Source organism: Nocardioides sp. Soil774 (assembly GCF_001428125.1).
In the GTDB taxonomy this organism is placed as follows: Bacteria; Actinomycetota; Actinomycetes; order Propionibacteriales; family Nocardioidaceae; genus Nocardioides.
Map to the genome: position 1 here is coordinate 1 of NZ_LMSM01000009.1, position 14,272 is coordinate 14,272.

Sequence of the window (14,272 nt, forward strand, 5' to 3'; positions counted from 1 at the left end):
CGCGGAACTCCTTGGGGAACGCCTTTGGCACGCGGAACTCCTTGGGGAACGCCTTTGGCATGGTGAACATCCTTCCAGCGCCGACACATCGACGCAGATTCAGATGTCACCTATCCGTGCAGCAGTCCCGACGGCCGACGGTGCGTTCATGTCTGCGGAGGTCCGTTCGGCGCCTCCCCCACATGTGTCGCCGGTGGTCTCTTCGACGCTGAGCGAGGCTGACAAGCGGCGCAACTAAGGACAGAGCGCAGCCAACGGTCGAAGAGCCCAGCGTGGCTGCCCATTCCTTTAGGCGGCAGCCAGGCCGTCAACACCAGCAACCCCCGATGCGGCTTAGGGGGAGTGCAGCCTGCTAGTTGGGGGCATGTCGCCTTGCGCGTCTCGCTCGATGGACTCGAGGCGATGCTCGCGGATGAAGCGGTGATGGCACGCCCGCACAGTGGCGGAGGCGACGGTTACGAGCGTGGTCGCGATCGCCGCAGCCCATGGGGCGCCGGTGAGGGGCCACAGGATGGCAGAGATGCTCAACCACATCGCAACAATCACGCCGACCAGGTACCACCACTGCAGACGGCCGATTATGTATCCGAAGCTTGTGGCGGCGAACATCAGGACCACGAGGAGCAGAGTCACGGCACCGAGACCGTAGGTGGACTGGAAAACGAGCTGACCCATCGAAGTTGTTCCTCTCCTTTGGTGCCGCTACTCAGCTTCCGTCGGCGGCTCCAGCGGAAGCTCATGCTTGGTCTCTTTCGGCTTCCGCCCCCAAGGGACCAGCGCCCGTAGTTTGTTCGTCCCGTCCGCCTGTCCAGCGATGCGGACGGTTCCTAGGGTCAGGAAGCCTATGCACGCGACGAAGCACACGCCGAGCACCATGACGGCGTTCGAGTTAGCGTCCACCCTGACGTCGGCGTTGACATCGACATTGACGTGATCGTTCAGGTTCTGCTCGTACATCTCAACAACTTTCCACAGCGACTGACCACCGGAGACTGGGGCAGAGCTGCTTCATCGGTCGTTGTTAGACGCTGCCCCTCCGGGCGACAGAGTCCGTGTCGTCATCAAGGTCCACTGGTGGCCTCGCTAAATAAGTCCGCTTGCGAACGGCGGATCGCTTTGAATTAGAACGAGCCCCCGAAGGGGGTCTCGCTCTGCTGGTCGTGCAGGACGAGCATACGGACGCCTTCCCGCATGGCAACCCCAATCCCGGCGTGGCACGAGGTCATTCGCACTCAAGTCCTGGGCGGTCCTTGGACAGCTGCTGGCCTCGCGGGCCGTGGCCAGGTGGAACGCCGGCCTGACGAAGGTTTCGAGGTGCGGGGCACCGCGCCGCCCCGTCCGCTACTTTGGCGACGCGACTAGCGGCCTGCTGCGACACTGAGAACGCCGGTCGTGCTCTGAGTTGATGGGGGATCGACATGGCAACGACACTGGTGCCGCGAAAGCTTCGCGACGCAATCGAGCAGGCGATCCTCAATTCGTCCGCAGGTCTGGACGACCTGGTCGCTGACAATCTGGAGATAGCGACGTGGCCGCGCGCACGGCGGTTGCCGCTGGCCGTGAAGTATGTGCCGTCTGAGTACGCAGCCGACTACCGCGCGCCAAACCCGGGGCTCTACATCGGCGCTAACAACTACACATGGGGTCGCGGCGTTTACGTCACTGGTGTGAGCGAGCCGCTGTCTACGGCGATCTACGGGCGCGCTGGTGTGTTGAGCCGCTTTGACCCCGCGGTTGGCGCGCGTTCGATGCTCGCATCCCCGCGAACGAGGATCTGTACCTCAGGTGGCTGCAGGCTCAGCCCGTCTACCGGGACGCTGTCCTGACCGTGCACTCCGGGCTCTGGCTAAACGACCTGCGGAACCACTTTCGCGAGCAGTTCCACATCGATGTCGTGTTGTTCCGACCCGACGAGCGCGACGCACACGCTTGGTACACCCAAATGAGCGACACGTGGCTGACCGTGAGCGACTGGACGGCCTCGGGCACCCTCGACACGGAGTACTCCACCCGCTTCAGCGACTCTCGCCTTACGGTCCTCATCGAGGAAGAGTTCAAGGAGGACGACCCGGCGCTCACAAGGTCCCCACTGTTTGCGCTCTCGGGCGGATCGCCGGCCTCGTCCACGTTGTCAAATCTGGTGCGGCATGCCTACGCAGGCAACACCATGATCAGGGTGCAGTCATGAGTCTTGTCCCGCTCGCCGCTGCTCTCATTCGCCTTGCGGCAACGGACGTGGGCTACCAACGGAACTTGACCAGCGCCACGGCAGACGCCCTGGCGCTTCAGGGTCTCGTGGACAGCGCCATCGGTGAGCAAGACCTTCCGTGGCTAAGCCCGTCCGAGTGGCTCTGGTTCCTACAGTGGCGCAGGGACCGCGGTGGTGCGACCGCGGAGGTCGTGCTGCGCCATTTGGAGGAACAATTTCGATACGGCCCTCGGTATCTCCAGTTCTCCTTGCGAGGCGTCGTCCTGCTAGACCCTGCGGCTAACGCCGAGGCCGCGTACCTTGTCTCCGAGCGGCAGGAGGCCGAAGGCTCCGGCCTGCGCTGGCTCCGTAGCCACGCTCTGGAAGCCGCACAGCCCCTCGACCTCGCGCGTGACGCACTCCAGTTCGGAACGCCGGCGGCTTGGTACGTTCTACGGACTCTGACAGCCGCCCGCGAGGGCCGCAGTTCCGAGGTCCGGGCATGGCTCGGACGCTTCACCGGAGCACGTCGGCTGGATCGCGAGACGACGACCCAGTGGCGGTTCGAGGACGACCGCTAGCCAGGACCTGAGGACTACCAGTATCAGACGCGAGTCGCGTTCGTCATAAGGAACTCGATAGACAGCTCCGACTCGCGCGAGTCGGCATCTCTCCGCTCAACCTGGTCGAGCAGGTCGAGAGCCTGCTTGCCCCGCGGCGTGCAGTCTTTCGCGTCATCGCGTCATCGCGCAATCGCGGCCTACGGCACGGTGAGACCATCGTCCTTGAGGTAGGGCCGTCCCGGCTTCGACAACGGACGTGCAGCGCTTGGGTCGTGCGGCCCCAGCGGGATCCCAATACTTCCTCGGCGGTAGTACTCCTCGCCAAAGACCCACCAATGGAGGTCATAAAGCTCTCTTGGCCAGAGCACGATCCCAGCCCCGGCGGTCTCACCGGTGAGCCGGGTATGTGCGAGTTCCTTCAGCAGCGGCACGAGATCGTGGCCCGCCTTTCGCCCGGCCACGGCGGCTGTCGTCGCAGCCGTCACCAGATCGGCAAGCTGGAGATGGGGGACGTGGTCCGATGGGGCCGTGACGATCGGCATTACCACTCGCTCGGCCTTCACGTGCCGTGTGCCGTTGTTCGTCAGGCTCAAGGTCTCCGTGAGCCAGTGCTTCTCGGCCTTCGCTCCGCCCCCGGGCTGATCAGCGATGACCATTCCAACCTCCTGGTAGTCGGACAGGCTCATCTCGATCCGCTCGTAGAGCCAGGCCAGCACCTTCATACCTGCCTCTGCTGTGCTCAATCCTCGGTACGCCGCGCCATGGTCGAGCACCACAACTGCCGAGCGGATGTCGCATTCCTTGGCTGCGACGAGCATGCTGCGGCGCAGGTCAGTTACGACATCACCACCCGCGGTGCTCAGGAAGCTTCCCTTCGGAGGCTTCCACTTCAACTCCTCGCCTTCGGGAATCCCCAACCGAGACCGAAGGTCCTGCAGGCGGCTGCTGAACGGTGCCAGCTGCGACTCGTCGATGATGACGGCGCCGATGGCGACAAGCGGCCCGAGACCCCTGCGCGGGGGAACCCTTTGCTCACTGTCGTCGATAAACACAAGGCGCATACGCCACCTCAGGATCTTTAAGCGGGCGCATAGGAGCAGAGTCGTTCAGCGCTAACGACCGGGGCTGCGCGCGTGCTGAGCGTCAAGACGTCTCGGGGAACTTGACTCCCGTGTTCGAGTGACACCTGTACCCGAATACGTTTTTTGCGAGGTACTGCTGGTGGGCGTCCTCGGCGTAGTAGTACGGCGTCTCGCTGGCCGGACGGATCTCGGTGGTGATCTCGCCGAGGCCCCGGCGGTCGAGCTCCTCGCCGTAGACCTTGGTGAGCTCGCGCGCGGTCTGCTCCTGCTCGGGCGTGGTCCAGTAGATGGCCGAGCGGTACTGGGTGCCGACGTCGTTGCCCTGGCGCATGCCCTGGGTCGGGTCGTGGATCTCGAAGAACTTCTTCAGCAGGTCGGCGTAGGACACCTTCGACGGGTCGAACACGACGCGCACGGCCTCGGTGTGGCCGGTGTGGCCGCTGCAGACCTCCTCGTAGGTGGGGTGCGGCGTGCTGCCACCGGCGTAGCCGACCGACGTCGACCACACGCCGGGCACCTGCCAGTAGATCTCCTCCGCGCCCCAGAAGCAGCCCAGCCCGAGCACCGCGACCTCGAAGCCCGCGGGGGCCTCGTCGGTGACCACCGGCGTGTGCAGCACGACGTGCTCGCCGAGGGTCCACATCGACTCCGCACGGCCCGGCAGGGCCTGGTCGGGGGTGGGCAGGGTGGAGGGCTTGCCGAATCCGAACATGGGCCCATCATCCCCCCGCGGACAAGCGCGTCGCGTGGCCGTCCCGCACCCCGGCCCTACGTGGAACTACGCGGTCTAGACGTCGTACTGGCACCGATGCGCACGGACGCTCGTGCGAGGACCGTGGAGGCCTACTCGTCAGTGGAAAGGAACGCACCATGTCGTCACGTCGTTCGGTCCGGCAGCTCCTCGTTGCCGTGCTTCTCGGGGTCCTGGTCGGTGGGGGCCTGATGGCCGTCACACCCGCGGGCGCCGAGGTCAGCCAGGCGGTCGCCACCAACTGGAAGAAGATCTGGAAGAAGAACCTCAAGCCCCTCGCGGACAAGCGCTACTACACCAAGGCGCAGAGCGACACGAAGTACGCCACGAAGGCGGAGTCTGCCGCCGGCGACGCCGCGTCCAACGCGGCCACCGACGCCAAGCTGGGCAGCTACTACAAGAAGACCGAGTCCGACGCGAAGTACGCCGGCGCCGGCTCGAGCTACAGCAAGGCGGAGAGCGACGCGAAGTACGCGCCGACCCCGACGGTGATCCGTGGGTCGTGGTCGATCATGGACGGCGGGAACTCCGGTGCGTACGGCAGCACCGACATCAACTGGGGCTACACGTTCTCTGGCGCGGTGACGCCGCACTACATCCCGTCCGGTGGACCGCTTCCCGTCGGCTGCTCCGGCACAGTGGCCGCGCCAGTGGCCAGCCCCGGCCACCTGTGCGTGTTCGAGTACGCCAAGGCCAACTTCGGAACCGTCTACATCCGCGGTGTCCTGGACAACCCGAACAACACCGCTGCATTCGGGGCGAACCTGTTCTCCACGACCACGAGCACAACGAACGCTTACGCCTTCGGCTCGTGGGCGGTCCGGGGAGCCGGGATCGCGGCTGGTGCCTTCGTTCCCCCGAGTCCGAGCAGCGCCAAGGACTCTCACGGGTCCATCGTCTCGGGTGACTGACGGATCACGCTGACGAATGGCCGCCACTCCGGGGGGAGTGGCGGCCATTGCGCTGTCCGGGCGGGGTCCGGCTGGGTCTACGCTCGGCACGTGACCCAGGAACGCGCCAACAAGGCCGGGTTCGAGACGCGTGCGATCCACGCCGGCTACGAGCCCGACGCGATGACCGGGGCGGTCAACCCGCCCATCTACGCCAGCAGCACCTACAAGCAGGACGGCGTCGGCGGCCTGCGCGGCGGCTACGAGTACAGCCGCTCGGCCAACCCCACGCGTACGGCGCTCGAGGGCGCCCTCGCCGCCGTCGAGGACGGCGAGAAGGGGTTCGCCTTCGCCTCCGGCCTGGCTGCGGAGGACACCATCCTGCGCGCGCTGACCGGTCCCGGCGACCACGTGGTCATCCCCGACGACGCCTACGGCGGCACGTTCCGCCTCTTCGACAAGGTGGCGAAGGTCTGGGGCCTCGACCACAGCCCGGCGCCGGTCGCCGACACCGACGCGGTGGCCGCCGCGATCGAGCCGGGTCGCACCAGGATCGTCTGGGTCGAGACGCCGACCAACCCGATGCTCACCATCGGCGACATCGAGGCGCTCGCCACCGTCGCCCACGACGCCGGCGCCCTGCTCGTCGTGGACAACACCTTCGCCTCGCCCTACCTCCAGCAGCCGCTCACCCTCGGCGCCGACGTCGTGGTGCACTCGACGACCAAGTACGTCGGTGGCCACAGCGACGTCGTGGGCGGCGCGGTGGTCGTGCGCGACCTCGACCTGGCTGAGAAGATCGGTTTCCACCAGAACGCCATGGGCGCGGTCGCCGGACCCTTCGACGCCTTCCTCACCCACCGCGGCCTCAAGACGCTCGGCGTGCGGATGGACCGCCACTGCGACAACGCCGAGAAGGTCGTGGAGTTCCTCGACGGTGACCCGCGGGTGGTCGAGGTGATCTATCCCGGCCTGGCCGCGCACCCCGGCCACGAGGTCGCCGCGCGCCAGATGAAGCGCTTCGGCGGGATGATCTCCTTCCGCGTCGCCGGCGGGATGGAGCACGCGCTCGCGGTGTGCGAGCGCGCGGAGGTCTTCACCCTCGGCGAGTCGCTCGGCGGCGTCGAGTCGCTGATCGAGCACCCCGGCAGGATGACCCACGCCAGCGTCGCCGGCACCGACCTGGAGGTCCCGGCCGACCTCATCCGGCTCAGCGTCGGCATCGAGAGCGTCGAGGACCTGCTCGCCGACCTCGACCGGTCGCTGGGCTGATGGCCGAGCCCGACATCCGTTTCTCGCTCGCCAACGAGCGCACCTTCCTCGCCTACGAGCGCACCGCGGTCGGCCTCGTCGCCGCCGCGCTCGCCGTCTTCCACCTGCTCGACGCCTCCTGGTCGCAGCGGGTGCTGGGCATGCTGCTCATCGCGACCGCGGTGGTCGCCGCCGGAGGCGGGTGGCTGCGCTTCCGCCAGGCCGAGCGCGCCATCCGGGCGGGGGAGGACCTGCCCGCCGGCACGACCGTGCACCTCCTGGCCGCGGCGGTGCTCGTGGTGATCGTCGCTGCCGGCATCTCGGTGGTCGTGTGAGCGGCGGGCCCACCTGCGTGGTGTGCGTCGACTTCGGGTCGACCTTCACCAAGGCCGCCCTGGTCGACCTCGCGACCGGTGACCTCCTCGCCACCGCGAGCCACCCCACCACGCTGCCCGACAGCCAGGGGGATGGTGACGTCCTCGACGGGTACGACGCGTGCGTGCGCGCCCTCGCCGAGCAGGACCCCCGTGCCGAGGACGCCGACGTGCTGGCTTGCTCCAGCGCGGGTGGCGGCCTGCGGATCGCGGTCGTCGGCAATGAGGAGCTGGTCACCGCAGAGGCGGGTCGCCGGGTCGCGCTGTCCAGCGGCGGCAAGGTCGTGCTCGTGCTGCACAGCGGTCTCGACGCCTCCAAGCTCGCCGAGCTGCGCGCCGCCGAGCCCGACGTGGTGCTGCTCGTCGGGGGCACCGACGGCGGCAACGCCGAGGTCCTCGAGGGCGACGCCGCCTTCCTGTCCGGCACGCCGTGGACCGGCCCGGTGGTCGTCGCGGGCAACGTCGAGTCGCAGCCGTTGGTCGCGTCCCTGCTCCAGCAGGCGCAGACCCCCTACGTCCTCGCCGACAACGTCGTGCCGCGGATCGGCGTCCTCGCCCCCGACAGCGCCCGTCGCGCGATCCGCGAGATCTTCCTCAGCCACGTCATCGGCGGCAAGCACCTCAGCAGCCGCACCGACCCGCACGGCCGGTCCTTCACCGACCTCGTGCGCGGCGCGACACCCGACGTGGTGCTGACCGGGGTGGAGCTGCTCGCGCGCGGCCTCGACGACGGGCACCGCGGTGCCGGTGACGTCGTCGTCGTCGACGTCGGTGGCGCCACCACCGACGTGCACAGCGTCGTCGAGCTCGACCCGGAGGACAGCGGCCTGGCGCGCGAGGTCGTCGCCACCACGCCCGTGACCCGCACCGTCGAGGGCGACCTCGGCATGCGGTGGTCGGCGGTCTCCACCGTCGAGGCCGCCGGACGCGACGACCTGCACGCCGCCGCCGTACGCCGCCGGGCGCAGCCCGACCTGCTGCCCGACGCCTGTCCCGACCCGGCCGCCGAGCGCGAGGCAGACCTCGACATCGCCGCCGCCGCCGTGCGGATCGCCCTCGAGCGCCACGCCGGTCGCAGCAAGGTCGTGGTGAGCCCCGAGGGGCGCGTGGTCGAGCGCAGCGGCAAGGACCTGCGCGAGGTCGACCTGCTGGTGGGCTCCGGTGGCGTGCTGCGCCACGGCGGCCCCGATGCCGTACGCCGTGTGCTGGCGCCCGCGACCGGCGACGCCTTCGAGGGCGGGTGGCAGCTGCCGCGCGACCCGCGGGTGGTGGTCGACCACGACTACGTCCTCGCTGCCGCGGGCCTGCTCGCCGAGGCCCACCCGGTCGCGGCGCACCGGCTCGTGAGCCGTCTCGCGACGGCCGGGGATCGGTAGCGTGGGCGAGGTGAGCGTGCCGCACCCCTCCGAGCCGGACGAGACCGACGAGTCACGGCGCCGGCGGATCTTCGCCGCTCTGGGTCGCGGCGACGACGAGGACGGCCTGACCGAGCGCTTCGTCGCCCAGTGGGCGCAGGCTCGCGCCGAGCGCCGCAGCGAGCCGGTCATCACGACCGGCCCCTCCAACTTCAGCCGTGCGCAGGTGCCGTGGGGCCTCGACCTGGCCGCCGCGTGGTCGTGGCGGCTCATCGTCATCGTCGTCGCGATGCTGGGCCTGCTCTGGACGCTGCGCTACTTCGCCGTCATCACCCTGCCGCTGGCGGTCGCGCTGCTCGCCGCGGCGCTGGCCGTGCCCCTGGTCAACGTGCTGCGCCGGACCGGGCTGCCGCGCGGGCCGTCGGCGGGCATCGTGATGGTGCTCGGCCTCGGCGCCGTGGCGATGCTCTTCACCTTCGTGGGCCAGCAGGTGGCCGCGGGAGCCAGCGACCTCGGCGGCTCGGTCGTCACCGGCCTCGACCAGGTGCGGGAGTGGCTGCGCAACGGCCCCCTGCACGTCAGCGACTCCCAGCTCGACGGCTGGATCCAGGAGATCCAGGGCGCCGTCACCGACAGCACCGGCAGCAACGGTGTCGTCACCCGGGTCTCCGAGGTCGGCACGGCGCTGGGCCACGTGGTCGCGGGCTTCTTCATCGTGCTCTTCTCGACCTACTTCTTCCTCGCCGACGGGGAGCGCATCTGGTCGTGGCTGGTGCGGCTCACCCCGCGCGCCGCACGTGAGCGCGTCGACGCCTCGGGCCGGGTGGCGTGGGTCTCGCTCACGCAGTTCGTGCGGGCCACCGTGCTGGTCGCGCTCACCGACGCCCTCGGCATCATGATCGTCGCGTTCTGGCTCGACGTGCCCTTCGTGGTCGCCCTCGGCGTGCTGGTCTTCCTCGGCGCCTTCGTGCCGATGATCGGCGCCACCGTCGCCGGCACTGTCGCGATCCTCGTCGCCCTCGTCGACCAGGGCCCGGTGACAGCGTTGCTGATGCTCGCGGGCGTGGTCGTGGTGCAGCAGTTCGAGGGCCACGTGCTCCAGCCCTTCCTGATGGGACGCTTCGTCTCCCTGCACCCGCTCGGTGTGATCGTGGCCATCGGCTGCGGCGTGCTCGTCGCGGGCGTCGCCGGCGCGCTCGTCGCCGTACCCCTCGCTGCGGCCGGCAACGCCGTCGCGCAGCACCTGGCGAGCTACACCGACATCGGGGACGACGAGCCCGACGACGCGCTCGAGGACGACCTCGGCAGGCCACCGCCGCCACCCGAGGTGCCCACCGACGACAGCCCGCTCGCCGGACCCGATGCCCCCCACCGCTCCGACGACCCCGACGAGGACGACCCCGCATGACCGACCAGGTGACCCTCGCCGACATCGTGGCCGCCCGCGAGCTCCTCGAGGGCGTCACGGTGACCACGCCGATGGAGGAGTCGCGCTGGCTCTCCGCGCTGGTCGGCGGACAGGTCTCGCTCAAGTGCGAGAACCTCCAGCGCACCGGCTCCTTCAAGTCGCGCGGCGCCTACGTCCGCATCGCCGGGCTCTCGGCCGAGGAGCGCGCCCACGGCGTGGTCGCGGCGTCGGCCGGCAACCACGCGCAGGGCGTCGCGCTCGCCGCCACCACCCTGGGCATCAAGTCCACGGTCTTCATGCCCGAGGGCGCACCGATCCCCAAGGAGAAGGCCACCCGCGGCTACGGCGCCGACGTCGTCTTCCACGGGCGCTACCTCGAGGACTCCCTGGCCGCGGCGCGCGCCTTCGCCGAGGAGACCGGCGCGGTGCTGATCCACCCCTTCGACCACGTCGACATCGTCGCCGGGCAGGGCACGCTCGGGCTCGAGGTCCTCGAGCAGGCCCCCGACGTACGCACGGTGCTGGTGCCGACCGGCGGCGGCGGGCTGCTGGCGGGGGTGGCGATCGCGATCAAGGCGCTGCGCCCCGACGTGCGGGTGGTCGGCGTGCAGGCCGAGGGCGCGGCGGCGTACCCCGGCTCGCTCGCCGCCGGGCACCCGGTGCCGCTCGAGCACATGAGCACGATGGCCGACGGCATCGCGGTCGGTCGCCCCGGCGACATCACCTTCGCCGCGGTGCGCGACCACGTCGACGAGGTCGTCACGGTGTCCGAGGAGTCGCTCTCGCGCGCGCTGCTGGCGCTCATCGAGCGGGCCAAGCAGGTGGTCGAGCCGGCCGGGGCCGCGGCCGTGGCGGCCATGCTCGACAACCCCGGCGGCTTCGAGACCCCCGCCGTCGCGGTCCTCTCCGGCGGCAACATCGACCCGCTGCTGCTGAGCAAGGTGATCCGGCACGGCCTCGCCGCCGCCGGGCGCTACCTCTACCTCCGCGTGTGCATCCCCGACCTGCCCGGCGGGCTCGCCTCGCTGCTCGCCGAGGTCGGCGCCGAGGGCGCCAACGTGCTCGAGGTCGCCCACGAGCGGATCTCGCCGTCGCTCACCCTCAACGAGGTCGAGGTGCGCATCCAGCTCGAGACCCGCGGCGAGACGCACGCCGAGCACCTGATGGGCCGGCTGCGCGAGCGGGGCTACAAGGTCAACAACTGACCGCTGCCCCGTCGGTCGCGATCCCCGGATATCCGGGGAACCTCGAGGTTCCAGTGCGAAGTTTCGGGGGTGAGGCTCCAGTTTCCCCGGATATCCGGGGAAACCGACGAGCGCTGCGGGGCGGAGCGGGAGGACGGTTCCACGGGCACAGAACCCGCCTCACGCACCGCCCGTACGCCGAAATGCCGCGGGGCGGTGCGCGAGGCTGGTTCCGCGGGTGCAGAACCTGCCTCACGCACCGCCCAGGCGGTGATCGCGACGCTCAGGCGCGGTAGGGCTCCGCGTCGACGATCGTGACGGTGAGGTCCTTGCCGTTGGGCGTGGTGTAGGTGACCTCGTCGCCCTTGGTCTTGCCGTTGATGGCCGCGCCCATGGCGGACTCGGGGGAGTAGACGTCGAGGTCGTCGCCCTCCATCAGGTTCTCGCGCGCGCCGAGGAGGAACTTCTCGGTGTCGCCGTCGCCGAAGTCGACGGTGACGACCATGCCGGGCTCGACCACGCCGTCGTCGGGGGGCGTCTCGCCGACCTCGGCGCGGCGCAGCATGTCCTCGAGTTGGCGGACCCGGGCCTCCTGCTGGCCCTGCTGGTCCTTGGCCGCGTGGTAGCCGCTGTTCTCCTTGAGGTCGCCCTCGTCGCGAGCCGCGGCGATCTTCTCGATGATCTCCTGGCGCCTGGGACCGCGGAGGTCGTCGAGCTCGGCCTGCAGCTTGTCGTAGGCCTCCTGGGTCAGCCAGATGGTGCCCTGGTCGGTCATGTCGTTGCTCCTGCTTCGCGTCGGACCGGGTGCGGGTGTGCCTCAGCGGCCCCGCACCGGGTCGGTTGGTGTCTTCCGTCCGATCGGAGTCGGCGCGGCGACGGACGTCGGCCAGCGCACCCGGACGGGCAGAACGATCAGGTTAGCAAGGTGCGCGCAAAAGCGCAGGCCGACGACTCGGGGCGGGTCAGCGGGGTCGCGACTGGCCCGGGGCGGTGCAGCCGAGCTTCTCCACGCTCGTGGCCCGCCGCTCGGTGCGGATGACGACCTCGTTGGCGCCCGCGACGGGGGAGAAGGCGAGCTCGCCGACGGCCGTCTTGTCCACGGCCAGCGCCCGCAACCGGCAGCTGGCCTGCACCCCGTCGCCGAGGCGTACGTCGAGCCGCGCGGCGACCTCGTGGTCGCTGGTCACCTCGTAGGTCACCAGCTCGGAGGTCACCGCGGGGTTGGTGTGGAACCACACCGTCCACGCCAGCCACCCGAGGCCGACGACGGCCAGCACGACCGCGAGCGTGATCCAGGCCGGGCGGCGCAGCCGTGACGGGGCGCCGTAGCGGTCGGTCAGGTCGGTGGTCACGCACCGAAGCCTAAGCGGCTGCTCCTAGACTCGGGCCCATGGCCCAGCACCCCGACCGGACCGGCACCAAGCCCCGCACCGGCCTCCGCCTGATGCACGTGCACGCCCACCCCGACGACGAGTCGAGCAAGGGGGCTGCGTCGACGGCGAAGTACGTCGCCGAGGGCGTGGACGTCCACGTCGCCACCTGCACGGGCGGGGAGCGCGGCTCGGTGCTCAACGCCAACATGGACCGCCCCGAGGTCTGGGAGAACATCTCCGAGATCCGCCGGGAGGAGATGCACCGCGCCCGCGACATCCTCGGCATCCGCCAGGACTGGCTGGGCTTCGTCGACTCGGGCTGGCCCGAGGGCGACCCCAAGCCCCCGCTGCCCGAGGGCTGCTTCGCGCTCGTCCCGCTCGAGGAGGCCACCGAGCGCCTGGTGCGGCTGATCCGCGACTTCCGGCCCCACGTGCTGACGACGTACGACGAGCGCGGTGGCTACCCCCACCCCGACCACATCCGCTGCCACGAGGTCTCGGTCGCCGCCTACCACGCGGCGGGCGACCCGGAGCGGTTCCCCGACGCGGGGGAGCCGTGGCAGCCGCTGAAGCTCTACTACCACCACGGCTGGAGCTGGGCGAAGACCAACGCCCTGCACGAGGCGATGCTCGCCCACGGCCTGGAGTCGCCCTACGAGGAGCGGCTGAAGAACTGGGAGCGCGAGCCCGAGTGGGACGACCGCATCACCACGCGCGTGCCGTGCGGTGAGTACTTCGGCGTGCGCGACCAGGCGCTGCTGGCCCACGCGACGCAGATCGACCCGGACGGCATGTGGTTCGCCATCCCGCGCGAGATCCAGCAGAAGACGTGGCCCACCGAGGACTACGAGCTGGTCCACGCCCACGTCGAGAGCACCCGCCCCGAGGACGACCTCTTCGCCGGCATCCCGACGCCCGCCCCCTGAGGAGCGGGTGGGACACTAGAGGCATGCTCGAGGTGATCATCATGCTGGCGGACGACCCGACGCCGAAGGAGAACGACGTCGTCGCGGGTCCGCTGGGCTTCGCGCTGTGGATCTTCATGATCCTCGCCGTCGTCGTCCTCGGCTTCAGCCTCGTCAAGCAGCTCCGCAAGGCGCAGGCGGCCAAGGACGCCGGTCTCTACGGCGACGAGCCGGTCGAATCATCCGAGACGACCGGGACGACCGACACGACCGACCCGGCCGGGCGCACCGACACCGAGCGCTGACCTGACCTGGCTCAGCGCCGGACCACCCGCACCAGGCAGTCCCAGGCCGTACGCCGCTCAGCCCCGCGGTGCTCGTCGCCCGGGCTGACCTCCCGGGCCACGCGCTCGGCGCGCACGACCTCGATGCCGATGCCGGACAGGTCGTCGAGCACGTCCTCGGCGCTCATCAGCACCGCGGGGTCCTGGGGCCCGCCCGTGCCCTCGGCGAGGTTGGTGGAGTCGTGGGCGACGAGCAGCAACGTGCCGCCGGGCCGCAGCATCCCGGCTGCGTTGCGCACCGCGCGGCGCCGGTCGTCGGCCGGCACCTGGAAGTAGGCCATGACCACCAGGTCGACCGGGGCAGCTGCGTGCCAGGTGGTGGCGTCGGCGCACACCCAGGTCACGTCGGTCCCGCTGTCCGCGGCCAGACGGGCGCCCTTGTCGAGCGCGACCTGGGAGAAGTCCACCGCGGTCGCCGACCAGCCGCGCGAGGCGAGCCAGATCGCGTTGCGGCCTTCGCCCGCGGCGAGGTCGACAGCGGTGCCCGGGGGCAGGTCGGCGAGCTCGCTGGCCACGAACTGGTTGGGCTCGCGCGACCACACGAGCTCGCTGGCGGAGTAGCGCTGGTCCCAGGCGTCGGCGTCCATGGCCCCAGACTAGGACC

The 14,272-nt window shown here is 70.0% G+C and carries 18 protein-coding genes; 11 read left to right on the plus strand and 7 right to left on the minus strand.

The annotated features are described in order from the left end of the window. Positions 1–333 precede the first annotated feature (333 nt). Positions 334–675: a hypothetical protein gene (locus ASG76_RS13950; protein WP_056604489.1), complete on the minus strand. Its 342-nt coding sequence runs from the start codon at positions 673–675 to the stop codon at positions 334–336. A 27-nt stretch (positions 676–702) separates the two neighbouring features. Then, positions 703–957 carry a hypothetical protein gene (locus ASG76_RS13955; protein ID WP_056604491.1) on the minus strand — a complete coding sequence of 85 codons (255 nt, stop codon included), beginning with the start codon at positions 955–957 and terminating at the stop codon, positions 703–705. A gap of 461 nt (positions 958–1,418) precedes the next feature. On the opposite strand from ASG76_RS13955, the gene ASG76_RS19150 reads away from it, so the two are divergent. The 3 genes from ASG76_RS19150 to ASG76_RS13965 are packed head-to-tail and all read left to right on the plus strand — an operon-like array spanning position 1,419 to position 2,769. Continuing rightward, positions 1,419–1,826, plus strand: coding sequence for a hypothetical protein (locus tag ASG76_RS19150; protein ID WP_157559125.1), 408 nt, complete (start codon positions 1,419–1,421; stop codon positions 1,824–1,826). A gap of 2 nt (positions 1,827–1,828) precedes the next feature. Next, positions 1,829–2,188, plus strand: a complete 360-nt coding sequence (locus ASG76_RS13960; RefSeq protein ID WP_056604493.1) for a hypothetical protein — start codon at positions 1,829–1,831, stop codon at positions 2,186–2,188. After that, on the plus strand, positions 2,185–2,769 hold the full coding sequence (locus ASG76_RS13965; protein WP_056604494.1) for a hypothetical protein: 585 nt from the start codon (positions 2,185–2,187) through the stop codon (positions 2,767–2,769). Before ASG76_RS13960 ends, ASG76_RS13965 begins: the two co-directional genes overlap by 4 nt. Positions 2,770–2,948: 179 nt before the next feature. Here the strand turns inward: ASG76_RS13965 and ASG76_RS13970 are convergent, their stop codons facing one another. Both ASG76_RS13970 and msrA read right to left on the minus strand, forming a co-directional pair. Continuing rightward, positions 2,949–3,803, minus strand: coding sequence for a DUF3800 domain-containing protein (locus ASG76_RS13970; protein WP_162254117.1), 855 nt, complete (start codon positions 3,801–3,803; stop codon positions 2,949–2,951). Between the two features lie 91 nt (positions 3,804–3,894). Then, on the minus strand, positions 3,895–4,545 hold the full coding sequence (gene msrA, locus ASG76_RS13975) for a peptide-methionine (S)-S-oxide reductase MsrA (protein WP_056604498.1): 651 nt from the start codon (positions 4,543–4,545) through the stop codon (positions 3,895–3,897). Positions 4,546–4,703: 158 nt separating this feature from the next. Between msrA and ASG76_RS13980 the strand changes: the two genes are divergently transcribed. From ASG76_RS13980 to ilvA, 6 genes are all read left to right on the plus strand, one after another. Further along, positions 4,704–5,495: a hypothetical protein gene (locus ASG76_RS13980; RefSeq protein ID WP_157559126.1), complete on the plus strand. Its 792-nt coding sequence runs from the start codon at positions 4,704–4,706 to the stop codon at positions 5,493–5,495. Positions 5,496–5,585: 90 nt separating this feature from the next. Further along, positions 5,586–6,746 (plus strand): cystathionine gamma-synthase, encoded by a 1,161-nt coding sequence (locus ASG76_RS13985; protein ID WP_056604503.1) that lies wholly within the window; start codon positions 5,586–5,588, stop codon positions 6,744–6,746. Then, entirely contained in the window at positions 6,746–7,060 is a 315-nt protein-coding gene (locus tag ASG76_RS13990) for a YidH family protein (protein WP_056604505.1), read from the plus strand. Before ASG76_RS13985 ends, ASG76_RS13990 begins: the two co-directional genes overlap by 1 nt. Beyond that, positions 7,057–8,475: a glutamate mutase L gene (locus tag ASG76_RS13995; protein ID WP_082587553.1), complete on the plus strand. Its 1,419-nt coding sequence runs from the start codon at positions 7,057–7,059 to the stop codon at positions 8,473–8,475. Before ASG76_RS13990 ends, ASG76_RS13995 begins: the two co-directional genes overlap by 4 nt. Positions 8,476–8,485: 10 nt before the next feature. Then, positions 8,486–9,862, plus strand: a complete 1,377-nt coding sequence (locus ASG76_RS14000) for an AI-2E family transporter (RefSeq protein WP_235529626.1) — start codon at positions 8,486–8,488, stop codon at positions 9,860–9,862. Beyond that, the gene (gene ilvA, locus ASG76_RS14005) at positions 9,859–11,067 is read left to right on the plus strand and encodes a threonine ammonia-lyase (protein ID WP_056604509.1); all 1,209 of its coding nucleotides are present in this window, start codon (positions 9,859–9,861) and stop codon (positions 11,065–11,067) included. Before ASG76_RS14000 ends, ilvA begins: the two co-directional genes overlap by 4 nt. A 262-nt stretch (positions 11,068–11,329) precedes the next feature. Here ilvA and greA read toward each other — a convergent pair whose 3' ends face one another. Together greA and ASG76_RS14015 are read right to left on the minus strand one after the other, a co-directional pair. Next, positions 11,330–11,821 (minus strand): transcription elongation factor GreA, encoded by a 492-nt coding sequence (gene greA, locus ASG76_RS14010; RefSeq protein ID WP_056604511.1) that lies wholly within the window; start codon positions 11,819–11,821, stop codon positions 11,330–11,332. 187 nt (positions 11,822–12,008) lie between these two features. After that, positions 12,009–12,398 (minus strand): DUF4307 domain-containing protein, encoded by a 390-nt coding sequence (locus ASG76_RS14015; RefSeq protein ID WP_056604513.1) that lies wholly within the window; start codon positions 12,396–12,398, stop codon positions 12,009–12,011. A 38-nt stretch (positions 12,399–12,436) separates the two neighbouring features. Between ASG76_RS14015 and mca the strand changes: the two genes are divergently transcribed. Both mca and ASG76_RS14025 read left to right on the plus strand, forming a co-directional pair. Continuing rightward, the gene (gene mca / locus ASG76_RS14020; protein ID WP_056604515.1) at positions 12,437–13,345 is read left to right on the plus strand and encodes a mycothiol conjugate amidase Mca; all 909 of its coding nucleotides are present in this window, start codon (positions 12,437–12,439) and stop codon (positions 13,343–13,345) included. A gap of 23 nt (positions 13,346–13,368) precedes the next feature. Then, entirely contained in the window at positions 13,369–13,629 is a 261-nt protein-coding gene (locus tag ASG76_RS14025) for a hypothetical protein (protein WP_056604517.1), read from the plus strand. An 11-nt stretch (positions 13,630–13,640) separates the two neighbouring features. Here ASG76_RS14025 and ASG76_RS14030 read toward each other — a convergent pair whose 3' ends face one another. Continuing rightward, entirely contained in the window at positions 13,641–14,255 is a 615-nt protein-coding gene (locus ASG76_RS14030; protein WP_056604518.1) for a class I SAM-dependent methyltransferase, read from the minus strand. Between the last annotated feature and the right edge of the window lie 17 nt (positions 14,256–14,272).

What these genes read in the sequence shown, in the direction of transcription:
- ASG76_RS13965 (WP_056604494.1), top strand. Translation starts at nt 2,185, where the DNA reads ATGAGTCTTGTCCCGCTCGCCGCTGCTCTCATTCGCCTTGCGGCAACG.
- msrA (WP_056604498.1), bottom strand. Translation starts at nt 4,545, where the DNA reads ATGTTCGGATTCGGCAAGCCCTCCACCCTGCCCACCCCCGACCAGGCC.
- ASG76_RS13980 (WP_157559126.1), top strand. Translation starts at nt 4,704, where the DNA reads ATGTCGTCACGTCGTTCGGTCCGGCAGCTCCTCGTTGCCGTGCTTCTC.
- ASG76_RS19150 (WP_157559125.1), top strand. Translation starts at nt 1,419, where the DNA reads ATGGCAACGACACTGGTGCCGCGAAAGCTTCGCGACGCAATCGAGCAG.
- greA (WP_056604511.1), bottom strand. Translation starts at nt 11,821, where the DNA reads ATGACCGACCAGGGCACCATCTGGCTGACCCAGGAGGCCTACGACAAG.
- ASG76_RS13950 (WP_056604489.1), bottom strand. Translation starts at nt 675, where the DNA reads ATGGGTCAGCTCGTTTTCCAGTCCACCTACGGTCTCGGTGCCGTGACT.
- ASG76_RS14030 (WP_056604518.1), bottom strand. Translation starts at nt 14,255, where the DNA reads ATGGACGCCGACGCCTGGGACCAGCGCTACTCCGCCAGCGAGCTCGTG.
- ASG76_RS14025 (WP_056604517.1), top strand. Translation starts at nt 13,369, where the DNA reads ATGCTCGAGGTGATCATCATGCTGGCGGACGACCCGACGCCGAAGGAG.
- ASG76_RS13955 (WP_056604491.1), bottom strand. Translation starts at nt 957, where the DNA reads ATGTACGAGCAGAACCTGAACGATCACGTCAATGTCGATGTCAACGCC.
- ASG76_RS13990 (WP_056604505.1), top strand. Translation starts at nt 6,746, where the DNA reads ATGGCCGAGCCCGACATCCGTTTCTCGCTCGCCAACGAGCGCACCTTC.
- mca (WP_056604515.1), top strand. Translation starts at nt 12,437, where the DNA reads ATGGCCCAGCACCCCGACCGGACCGGCACCAAGCCCCGCACCGGCCTC.
- ilvA (WP_056604509.1), top strand. Translation starts at nt 9,859, where the DNA reads ATGACCGACCAGGTGACCCTCGCCGACATCGTGGCCGCCCGCGAGCTC.